Origin of the sequence: Prosthecobacter sp. (genome assembly GCF_044232965.1) — a bacterium.
Lineage (GTDB): Bacteria > Verrucomicrobiota > Verrucomicrobiia > Verrucomicrobiales > Verrucomicrobiaceae > Prosthecobacter.
Genome location: NZ_JBIIKX010000117.1, coordinates 1 through 10,785, shown reverse-complemented (window position 1 = coordinate 10,785; position 10,785 = coordinate 1). Strand labels below are relative to the sequence as shown.

Genomic DNA, 10,785 nt, shown 5'->3' with positions numbered 1-10,785 from the left:
GTCTCCATAATCGCGGCCCTTCCGAAAGGATGGAAATGGGTAGGTGCCCGAGCGGTTAAAGGGGGCAGACTGTAAATCTGCTGGCTTACGCCTACGCTGGTTCGAACCCAGCCCTACCCACCATTTTGTAAATCAAAGAGTTACAGAGAAAAGCCTCACCGAACTGGTGAGGCTTCTTTTTTGGATTCGGGCAGTTTTCGGGCAGTTTTTGACGGGCATAACTGATCTCTGGTGATCGTATTTGATGTCGTTGCCTGTTTTTGGAAGCCGGTTTCGCGGCCTCTGTTGAACGGAGTTCGTGGTTACGCGGGGGTAGGGGACCCTGGAACAAATCAGTAGTCGTTGGAATGGACTCAGCTGGCGGCGGCTATGGCGACGAAGTTTGCGGCGTCGAGTCGGAGTTCTCCATCCCAGCGGTAGGCCACGAGTGGGCCATCAAGGCCGCCACTAAAGTCTAAACAGGCAATGTTCGGAGCGAGGGGCGCTTTGTGGGCTTTGGCTGGCAGCCAGTAGTGTCCGAAGAACACGGGGGGCTCCTCTGGTCCATAGTTGGGCAGGCGCTGGAGCAGCCAGGAATCGACTTTCATCGAATCAGCCATGCTGCCGGGGGGCATGACGAGGTCGCTGATCGTGAGTCCGTCGCGGATGTCCCACCAGCGCGCCCGAATGGTGTTGCGGTAGGTGCCTTCTTTGTCGCGGAAGAGGTTGCCGTCTGTGGCGGGGATTTCCGGGCCTTTGAGCACGTTTTCGATGGCTCGGTGTTCGGGAGTCATCTTGGTGGCGCTGGCATGTAAAAAGGCCTGATCTGTGAGGCTGTGGGCGTTCAGGCGTTTGATGCGGCGGGTGTCCCAGCAAGCGTGGACGCAGCGCAGCGCTCCGAGGTCGAGGAATATCGGCAGGCGTTTCATCCACTCCAGCCAGTCGGACCATTCGGTTTGGTGTCCCTCGAAGGCTCGCAGAGTGGCAGCCACCTGTCGGTTCTTTTCCTCGCTATGCTCGCGCAGCCAGCCCTCTTTGTCATCGGGGGTGTGGTAGCAAACGGCGTTGTATTCATGGTTGCCCATGATCGCCAGCGCATCGCCGGCATCGACCATGGCACGCACGGTGTGGAGGACCTCGCGAATCTTGGGGCCGCGGTCGATGTAGTCGCCGAGGAAGATGACCTTCCGGCCTTCTGGGTGGCGGAAGCCCTTCCCTCGTGGTTGATAGCCGAGTTTGGCGAGCAGGCTGGTGAGTTTGTTGTACTGTCCGTGAATGTCGCCGATCAGGTCGTAGTGTTGGTTGTTCATTGCACGGCCATCTTCGGTCTAAACATCCCGCTCGACCATGCAGTAAAGTGTGGTATTACTAACTGTATAGTAAGTAATGAACAAAGATCTTTTTTCCCGCTCAGGCCTGTCGCTGGACCGGCTGCGCAGCTTCCTGGAGGTGGCTGAGGCGGGATCGATTGCCAAGTCGGCTCCTGACAGTTTATCACGTCAGGCGCAAGTGAGCCGTCAGATCGGCGAACTCGAAACCTACTTTGAAACCGAGCTGACGGTTCGTCGTGGCAAGACCATCGCGCTGTCGCCCGCCGGCGAACGCCTGGCCGTTTTGGTGCGGCAGCAGTTCGACGACCTCCAAGGCTTCATCAACGAGCAGCGCAAGCTGCCCAGGACCTTCCGCATCGGTGCCGGTGCGAGCATGCTGGAGTGGATGGTAATCCCGGCCGCTGGCGGGATTCGAAAGGTGTTGGGAAATGCCGCGCTGAATCTGAAGTCGATGCGCAGCCGTGAGCTTGTGGAGGCGGTGCGTGACGGAGCAGTGGACTTTGCGGTGGTTCGGGAAGACGCGCTGAGCGAGGAGCAGCGTGCCAAGACCAGCCTGCGCGTGGCGAGACTGAGTTTTCACCTCTGTGTCGCACGTTCGCTTTTGGGCACCCGCCCGAGGAGCTGGCTGGCGCAGTCCGAGCAATGGACGGCGTTGCCATGGGCGGCGATGGCGGGTGGAGGTCAGCTCGATCAGGAGGTGCGCCAGGCGGTGGAGGCAGCCTGCGGGCGGTTCGTTCCGGCGGTGGAGTGCACCTCATTGCTGCAGGTGCGTGAACTCGTGGCCTGCGGAGCCTGCGCAGGGGTGCTGCCTTCGATTGGCATGAAACGGCTGGCGGAGGAGCAGGTGCTCAGTCGTGAATTCGAACCCTTGATGAACTATGGTCGGCCGCTGGTGCTGCATTGGAACGACCGGCAGATGCGCCGGCGGGGAATCGAAAAGCCGGTGCTTGAGAAACTGGCCAGCCATCTCGCCCATCCTGCGCGGAAAGTGACTTGATGGCCGCATTTTTGCACTGTCCCCCAGCCAATGTCCGACCCGGTGCGGCAAGCTGAGCTCACCATGAAACGTCCGCTTCGTGACTTCATTCAATCCACCACCACCCTGCTCGATCACCAGATGTCCTCATTGGCGCAAGAGGAGCAGCACGAACTTCTCGATGCCCTGGCCGCCGAGGTCGAGGAGCGTCTCGACGTCTTGGTGGAAATGGAGCAATCATGAACCGAACCGAGGTCGATGAATTGACGGCTTTGGCGGAGACACCGGCCTCCTCGGCTCGCCAGCTCAAGCTCTTCCATCTGGACAACCCGCTCACGGTGCCTTTGTAGAAAACGTCTTTGGTCAGAAGAGATTTCTGATAGGAAATTGCTTTTGAGGGGGCCGGGTCGAGTTGGCCTTGGGCGTGGAGCTGGGACGGGGTGTGAGGGGGTCTGGCGTCAACCGCGTTGACACTGCCGCAGGGGCGTGAGTATTTCTATTTACTGCGCCCACACCCGACTGGTGGACCCCAACACGCTGAAGCCCAATCCGGCCAATCCGAACCGGCACAGTGCGCATCAGATTGCGTTGCTGGCCTCCATCATTCAAGAGCAGGGCTGGCGCAATCCCATCACCCTCTCCAAACGCAGCGGAATGATCGTGCGCGGTCATGGCCGACTGGAGGCCGCGCTGCTTATCGGCGGTGAACTCGTGCCCGTGGATGAGCAGGACTATGCCACCGAAGCCGAAGAACTCGCCGACTTGCTGGCTGACAACCGCCTCGCAGAACTGGCGGAACTTGACGAGGGCGACTTGAAGCGCCTGCTCAAATCCATTCAGGAGAGCGATCCCGCCTTCGATCTCGAACTCACCGGCTTTGCCGAGGATGTCTGTCTGATAGGAAATTGCTTTTGAGGGGGCCGGGTCGAGTTGGCCTTGGGCGTGGAGCTGGGACGGGGTGTGAGGGGGTCTGACACGCGGCTTGGACCACGATTTGCCATCGTCCTCACTGGTCGCGAGCATGAAGAAGCCGTTCGGCGAATCGCCGTTGCCGACCCAGGCGGCCCACAGGCGGCCTTTCGGCGTGCGGTCGATGCCGATGATCATGTTTCCCGGCCGCTTGTCTGCGTCATACTCGGGCCCGGGCTGGGTGTTAACCACGGGCGGTTCGAGGGCGAGATCGAGCAGGGCCTTGTCCTGAGCGACGGCTTGCACAGCGAACAGAGAGAGAAGCAGGAGCGTGTGTTTCATGGTTGTATGTGGAAGAAGAACGCTGCGGAACATCGCATTCACGGCCCATCCGGGCAAATCCGGGTGTTATGTTAACACCGAGATGTGCAACCATGCACTACCTCGCTGGATAGCTCTGCAGGTCCAGCACCTGCCCTGCAAGGCTCTTGATTTCGATTTTCATCGGTGACATCGGTTTGAAGGTGAGCAGGACGTAGCTGTGCTCGCTGGCGAAGAAGGCGGACTTCGGATCGGGGTAGCGATCTCCATCGCCTTTGAGCGCGGTGTTGTAATAGGGGAAGCCGTCCACCATGGCTCGCTCCGCGAAATAGCCGAAGCCGGTGATGACGGCAGAACCCTGCTGAAACAAGCGGCCCCACTCGCCTTTCAGCTGGCTGCGCATGGTGGCGTTGCGTTCGTTTTGAATGCTGATCGTGTGCCCGGGGCGCGTCGGCAGCATCTGCTGGCGATACCAGGCGAGCTGTGAAGAGGCAGAGTCGAAAGGATGACCTGTCTGCCAGGTGGTGCCCATGTCCTGGATGTGTTCGAGATCGAGCGCGATGAAGCGGGCGGTGAACTCGGGAAATGTGAGCGTCCAGTTCCACTCATTGCCGGGCAGCGCGAAGAATTCACGATAGGCGGCAGCGTCCACGTCATACACCGCTTCGGGTGGTGGCTTGGGGCCACGCGAACGGATCTCACGATCATGATTGCCCAGCACGGGCATGAAGGGCGTGGTGTGAAACAATCCGGGCTGCGAGTCGATCAGCGCGCTGAAAGCCTTCGTTCCTTCGCGGTCTTTTTGATGCAGGCTGCCGACATTGTCGCCTGCTGTGATCAGCACATGGACGTCATCTTTGATCAAGGCGGCGAGATCTGGCTGTGCAAAACCCCAGTCCCCCACCACGGCGATGCGCAGTTCTTTGGAGGGCATGGCTTTGAATGTGTGAACAGCGGATGTCTCAGCCCCTGAGCGCACCTGATAATGATACGTCACGTCTTTCTCGGGGATCGGGATCTCGATGTGATGCAAGGTGACCTGCTCTGCTTTGGCCACCTTGCCGCCGAGTGCGGCACTGGTCCCAAAGGAGACCTCCGAGTCTCCGGGCTGCGCGGTCTCCCAGTTCACGGTGATGCTCGTTGGCTCCTCGCGCTGAAAGCTCAGCCAGATGCGCTGGATGGTAGCCGCTTCGGTGGTGGAGCAAAGCAGGAGGAAAAGGAAAAAACGCGTCATGGATGTAAGGGGAAACAAACGCATGCCATGCATGGATTTCTCCAAAGAAGACAAGCGACACCGGCCTTGATCATGGGCTCATCTCAGGATACCCTTTGCCATCTGGTCCGGCATTTGCCGCGGCCTGCTCTTTGAAAAATTTCCTGCGGTGTTCGTTTTCGAGCTTTGTGGCCCGGCCCGATTTCTGATAGGAAATTGCTTTTGAGGGGGCCGGGTCGAGTTGGCCTTGGGCGTGGAGCTGGGACGGGGTGTGAGGGGGTCTGTTCTTCGGGGTGCCAGTAGAGTTGGTTTTCCATGCGTTTGTCGCGGAAGACGGTGCCGGTGGTTTCTTCCACGGGCTCGAAGCCGATGGCGTCCATGTAGGCAGTGATCTGCGGTTCGGTGACGGGCACGGGCTTGCCATCGGGTCCGACAGCGGTGGGGATGAAGGGTTGGGTGGAAACGATGACGGGCGCGTCGATGGATTCCTCGTTGAGTTCCATGCCGTGCGGCTCCCAGTTGATGCCGGTCAATTCGGAGAACAGCGCCAGACGCAGTAAATACTCCGCCGGCGTGGCGAAGCGGAGCTTGATGCGGCGGAAGTCGCCGGTGATGCCGGGGGCCACGTCCTCGGTGGGCACGTAGCCGTAGAAGCCGGGCAGGGTGATCTTGGTGACGTGCCTGCCGTCGTCGGAGATATAAACAAAGTGCTCCCCGCAGGCGTCTAGCTTGCTGCCGTATTGATCAGCGCGTTGCGGCCCTTGAGAAAGCGCCGTGAGAGCTCGGCGTTGGCTTGTTTGGTCTCCGGCGATTCGATCCTCTGTGAACGCTCGATTCGGGCGAGACGCCGTGCCTCCGCCGAACTGATGGGCCAAGGATTGCCGTTTTTGTAGGTCTCCCTGGCTTGGGCGGGAGTCATGGGGGTGGATCCACTTGGAGGGGTCGTTGGCATGGGGGAATATAGCACGGAGTGCCTCGATTTGCGAGGGGTTTGTGACGCGATCCGAAGATGCCAGCATGCCCATTTCGGACTGCTGGGATGGCACTTGGATGTCGGCGCTGGTCAGGCCGTAGGCGTCGTTGCCGCCTTTGAAACCCATTTGGCGGGCCAAGGTGAGGGCCTCGTCGCGGTTCTTGAATCCCTCTGGGGTCATGAAGCCTTCGGTGTAGTCCTTCTCGATGGCGTTCGGGTTCTCGCGAATCCAGCGGATGGCGAGTCGGCGGCTGTCGTCCTGCTCACGCTGCCATGCGGGCAGTTTGCTGCGGCGGATCTGCTCGACCAAGGCGTCGTAGTGCATGCCGCCGGGGGCGGTGCTCACGCGACCCTCGAAGCGGATGGCGGGAGCGAACTGGCGGTGGGCGGAGAAAAGCGCCATCTGTCCGTTGGCGGCATCGGCGCGGCGTTCCTGCTCGGCTTTGATGAGGCCTTGAAGTTTGCTGCGCTGGTCCTTGCTCAACTGTCCGAGGGCGGTTTCGAGGCTGACGGTGTGGATGCCGTCGGGTTTGCGGACCTTGAAGTGGTGGACGATCTCGCGACCGGTCACGGGGTTGGTGCGGGCGGCGGACCAGTCGCTGATGCGCTGGGAGGCCATGCCGCCGACGCTTTGGTTCTTCCAGTCGTAGCTGAGGATGTCGCCGAAGGCGGTGTGGAAGGGTGGGTCGAAGGTCATCGACTCACGGGCACGGCGCGGTGCCACGAAGAGGGCCTGGCCGGCTTCGACGGCGCTGCGCATCTGGGGGGTGATGCGGATGAGGTGGATGGGGGTGGTCGTTGGTTTGACGCCGTGTTTCTGCGCCCATTCATTGGAGAGGTCGGTGACCCGCTCCTGGACGAAGTACATGTAATCGTCGGAGTCGTTTTCGAGGTCGGGGTGCTCACGGTCGATGGCCGCGTGGGCTTCGGCGAGAATCCGGTCTTGCTCGGACTGGGGGATGTCAAAGACGGGGTCTTTGTATTCTTTGGCGCTGCTGTTGACCTCGGACGCCTCCACGGTGCCGCCACCGAGATGCTTGACGTATTTGCCGAACTCTTTGACCAGCATCTCGTCGTAGAACTTGCGCATGCCCTGGCCGCCGACTTTGAGATCGAGGCCGGAGAAGATGGAGTTGGCTCCTGGGGCGATGTCGCGCTCGATGATTTTGGCGGCGAGGTCCTTGCCCACGACTTCCGCGAGCTTCTCTGGTGCGAGGCCGGTGGCGATCTGGCTGTAGCGACCGCCCTGGACGAAGAAGGGCCTGGTCGATGTCGGCGGCCTGGCAGTTGATGGTGCAGATGATCTGGAGGCGCAGGAAGTCGGCGAGCATGCCGTCGGAGAGATTGAGGATGGCGCTGACCTGCTCGCGGTTGTCGGCACCACGGGTCATGAGGGCGGCGTCGGAATCCTCCAGGATGACGACGAACTGCTTGTCGGCATGACGGAGACGCTGCTCGGCCCAGAAGCCGATGAAATCGGGATTGGACAGGACACCCATCGTCGCGGGCGGGATGAAGTAGAAACGGTGTGTCTGCTTGAGCACGCCCATGAGATGGCGCAGGTAGCTGGTTTTGCCGGTGCCCGGCGGGCCTTCGAAAATGGAGAGTCCGTGGTTGTTCTCACGAAGACGGGCGATGAAGCCTTCATGCCACTCAACATGGCCACTGCCGTAGTGAAGGCTGAGGGCTTGATCGTCGAGCAGGGTTTCGACATCCAGCGGCACGACTTCGGTGCTGATTTCGCGACCAGTCCGGATCAGGCGAAATGAGCCGCCTCTCGGAGCCGGAGGTTTGCTGTAGGCTTGATCGAAACAGGACACCAGTGCCTCGGCGGCTGCCGTGCTGTCGGCATAGCCGACAATGCGGGTTTCATCGGCGTAGAGATATGATCGCGGCCCAAACTGAAAAGTGAGATCATCCCAGGTCTTCTGGCTGTCTTCGTGCGACAATCGGCGCACGGAGCGGTAAAGCGCTGCCGCATTTTCAGCAATGGCGCGGTCGAGATCGTAACACCCGCTTATGCCGCACTGGTGCAGGCGTTCTCCGCCAAAGGCGGCCAGCACGGGTGTGTAGAGGTTGTTGAAGCGATGGGTGAAGGCACCGGCTTCGGCCACGTCACAGACGACGTGTGCTGATATGGAGGGCTGGGTGACTTCAGTGGGACGCGCAGAATTCTCTGCGGAGGGCGCGTTTTCGCTGTCGGCGAATTTGGATGTGGGGAGCATGACGGCCCAAGCGATAGGCCCGCAGCCGCAATCGAGACAGGGAACTGAATGTCCCCAAAGTGTGTCCTACGTTTTGAACTCCGCCCGCAGCCTGCTGAGACGTTTGGCGCTCGTCCCAGACACCCAGCCAAGTCCTTCACAAAGGAAGGCGTGTTTCTTCTCGCCTTTCAATTTAAGGCGGCGGGCTTCCTGGTCGAGCAGTCGAAGTTTCTCGGCAAGCTTCATTCGCTCTGCCAGTCCCTCGGCGAGGGCAGAACCTTGGCGGCCAGGGACACGCACGCGGTGAAGGCTGGCGATGGCGTCCCAGCGAATGTCGCGCTTTGGATCAAACGACCAGTAGGAGGGAATGAGGATCATTGTGCCATACGGCGTGATGTTGACAGCGAGCTTGAGCAGCAGCGGCTCATCGTTTTGCATGCCGTAAAGATTCCAGCGCAGACAAAAAGCATCGAATGCTGCACGAAAGGCATCTTCCCGGCTGCTCAGGTTCACGGAAAACGACGAACGCAGGTTGCGCTCCGTGCCCATGGTGCGGCGGATCACTCCTTTGTAGTCGGCGCACGCTTGAACATCGAATGTGGCTTTGATGGACGCCCATTGCTGCTGCAACTGTGGGTTGGTCCGAATGGCGAGTTCGGCCTGCGAGAACTTGGCCTGTGTTTTAACGAGGTTCTCATAGCTGCCGGTCTGTACGTGGCGCTCGTGATCGGCCACTGCCTCACAGACAGTTTCATCTGGCGGTTCAGGTAGCAGGTCGATGATGAGGCACTGCTGACGGTTCAAGCGTTTGCCTTGTTCCAGAGAGGCAAGAATGTCATTCAGCATCTCATGGATGTTGAACGGCCATAGCGTCGGCGGGATGAACATCCAGTCGTAAAGCACTCGCAACCGCAAGGCCTGCTCGCCTTGTATATCAGGGATCGCGGAGTGGTAACGGTGCAGAACGTCCACTGCCCATTCCGCGGCATGATAAGCGCGGGCTTCGAGTTTCTTCAGGTCGCGCTCCAAGGCTTTTGTCTTGAGCTTGAGAGTTTTGTTCATCGTAGAAAATTAGTACTACGATTTAGTGGTGGGTCGTTATTCAGCATTGGCTTCGAGGACCCTTAACCGGAAATTACTTTCATCCACTAGACTTCATCATCCTCTCCAATTCCTCTCGCACTCGCTTCTGCAACTCCGGTGGTCCCAGCACCTTTGCCTTGCTGCCCCAGCTCAGCACCCAGCGGGTGATTTCCTCCAGGCCGGAGAGGTCGGCCTGAAACTCGACCACGCTGCCATCGGGCTTCATCTTCCGAATGGCCTGGGTGGAATGCCACTGGCGCTCACCCACCACGCGGGCGGCGTAGCCTTCAAAGCGGATGTGAACCTCGTGCCTGCGCTTCTCTTCACCCGCGTAGCTCCACACGCCAAAGCCACCACCGAGATGATCCCGTGCATTGAAGAGTGGATCACGCACGAATTTCGTCTTCAGCATGCTCAGGTTGGTGATGCGTTGCAGGGCAAAGGTGCGCACCGCTTTTCGTGCCGGATCATAGGCCAACAAATACCAGCCGTGCTCGATCTGGCCGACGTGATACGGATGCACCGTTCGCTGCTCCGGCTTGTTGCCGTTGAGCTTGTGATAATCAAAGTTCACCTCCCGGCAGTCACGCACCGCATCAAGTAGATCACCAAACAGTGCCACATCTGCCGGTAGCACCCCCGATGCCTTCACGGAGAAAGCTTTATCCAGTTCATGCCACTCGATGGAAATCTCACCGGGGCATGCTTCAGCGATCTTGCTGAAGCTCTCGCTCAGCATGCGCTCCAGTCGCGTTCCGCGCAGCGGTTCCAACGCATGCCGTGCCAGAAACAAGGCCACCAGGTCATTGCGCGAAAGATGCAGCATGGGGAACTCATGCACCGGCCGCGTGTAGTAGTAGCCATGCTTGAGCTGATCATACTCCAGCGGCAGATCCAACTGGTCCCGCATGAAAGTGATGTCACGCTGGATCGTCTTGGGCGTCACCTCGATCTCAGCCGCTAGGGTGGAGCAGTTCGGATGTCTGCCGGTCTGCACGAACTTGTGGATTTCCAGCACCCGCCACATGGCGACGCGACTGGTGCCTTTGCGGATGACCGAGCCGGGAAGTGGATCTTTGGTTCGTGATCTTCGGGAGGCGTATGCTTTGGACATGTTAGCAAAGAAATACCGCAGAAACTTCATCTGTCGCCCCGCAAATGTCCGACCCCCTATGCGAGGATGCGTGTGTTCAGACCACACATGCTCTCCGACTTTCTCGCTCAACTCCAACCCCTGCTCAGCCGCACGACCGCTCCGGTCATCCTGCTGGAGGGCACCCGCCAGCTTCCTGTCGAGAAACGGCAGGCGCTCGCTGATGTGGGGCGGCATCTCGCCGAGTCCTTTTCTCAGGCTGTGTTCCGCAGTGGCAATGCCACCGGCACTGATGAAGCTTTTGCCGCAGGCGTCGCCACCATTCCGGGTGCAAAGCTACAGCTCGTTCTGCCCACACCCGGCATGGGTCGTTCACGTCGTCCCGCTTCCGCCAACTGTCTGGCCCTGGACGATCTGCCCTTGGAAGAGCGCCACCATCTTGCTCGCGAATCTTTTGCCGCATCGCCCGAGAATCATCGGCTCTTCGATCTCTACCTGCGCGGCCAGTCCGGCAACGCCGCCTATGCCAAGGCTGATCTTGCCTCGATAAAGCGGACAGTTGGGGTTGTTAGTTGGGGGAGGCTTCAAAGTCCAGCGGGGACATGTAGCCGAGGGATGAATGCAGGCGTTTGGAGTTATAAAAGGTGGTGATGTAATCAAAGATCATGGTGATGGCGGCGGCGCGGTTGGCGGGGATGGTGGT

Annotated in this window: 9 protein-coding genes and 1 tRNA gene; 4 read left to right on the top strand and 6 right to left on the bottom strand. The window is 59.7% G+C overall.

All coding sequences use genetic code 11. The annotated features are described in order from the left end of the window. The first annotated feature begins 37 nt into the window (after window positions 1-37). Window positions 38-123: transfer RNA gene (locus tag ACILSI_RS25795), tRNA-Tyr, on the top strand. Window positions 124-353: 230 nt separating this feature from the next. On the opposite strand, the gene ACILSI_RS25790 is transcribed toward ACILSI_RS25795, so the two are convergent. Further along, window positions 354-1,289: a metallophosphoesterase gene (locus ACILSI_RS25790; protein WP_395724804.1), complete on the bottom strand. Its 936-nt coding sequence runs from the start codon at window positions 1,287-1,289 to the stop codon at window positions 354-356. 76 nt (window positions 1,290-1,365) lie between these two features. On the opposite strand from ACILSI_RS25790, the gene ACILSI_RS25785 reads away from it, so the two are divergent. The 3 genes from ACILSI_RS25785 (at window position 1,366) to ACILSI_RS25775 (ending at window position 3,201) form a co-directional block, all read left to right on the top strand. Beyond that, complete coding sequence (locus ACILSI_RS25785; RefSeq protein WP_395724803.1) at window positions 1,366-2,307, top strand: LysR family transcriptional regulator; 942 nt, start codon at window positions 1,366-1,368, stop codon at window positions 2,305-2,307. A 63-nt stretch (window positions 2,308-2,370) separates the two neighbouring features. Beyond that, window positions 2,371-2,529: a hypothetical protein gene (locus tag ACILSI_RS25780; RefSeq protein ID WP_395724802.1), complete on the top strand. Its 159-nt coding sequence runs from the start codon at window positions 2,371-2,373 to the stop codon at window positions 2,527-2,529. A gap of 243 nt (window positions 2,530-2,772) precedes the next feature. Further along, window positions 2,773-3,201, top strand: coding sequence for a ParB/Srx family N-terminal domain-containing protein (locus ACILSI_RS25775; RefSeq protein ID WP_395724801.1), 429 nt, complete (start codon window positions 2,773-2,775; stop codon window positions 3,199-3,201). 433 nt (window positions 3,202-3,634) lie between these two features. Here the strand turns inward: ACILSI_RS25775 and ACILSI_RS25770 are convergent, their stop codons facing one another. The 5 genes from ACILSI_RS25770 to ACILSI_RS25750 form a co-directional block, all read right to left on the bottom strand. Beyond that, window positions 3,635-4,750: a fibronectin type III domain-containing protein gene (locus ACILSI_RS25770; RefSeq protein WP_395724800.1), complete on the bottom strand. Its 1,116-nt coding sequence runs from the start codon at window positions 4,748-4,750 to the stop codon at window positions 3,635-3,637. A gap of 1,914 nt (window positions 4,751-6,664) precedes the next feature. Continuing rightward, a complete protein-coding gene (locus ACILSI_RS25765) occupies window positions 6,665-7,927 on the bottom strand; it encodes an AAA family ATPase (RefSeq protein ID WP_395724799.1) in 1,263 nt (420 codons plus the stop codon). Window positions 7,928-7,993: 66 nt separating this feature from the next. Further along, a complete protein-coding gene (locus ACILSI_RS25760) occupies window positions 7,994-8,968 on the bottom strand; it encodes a hypothetical protein (protein ID WP_395724798.1) in 975 nt (324 codons plus the stop codon). A gap of 79 nt (window positions 8,969-9,047) precedes the next feature. Further along, window positions 9,048-10,103, bottom strand: coding sequence for a helix-turn-helix transcriptional regulator (locus ACILSI_RS25755; RefSeq protein ID WP_395724797.1), 1,056 nt, complete (start codon window positions 10,101-10,103; stop codon window positions 9,048-9,050). A 547-nt stretch (window positions 10,104-10,650) separates the two neighbouring features. Then, window positions 10,651-10,785: IS3 family transposase (locus ACILSI_RS25750; protein WP_395724805.1), on the bottom strand; the 135-nt coding region annotated here is incomplete at its 5' end.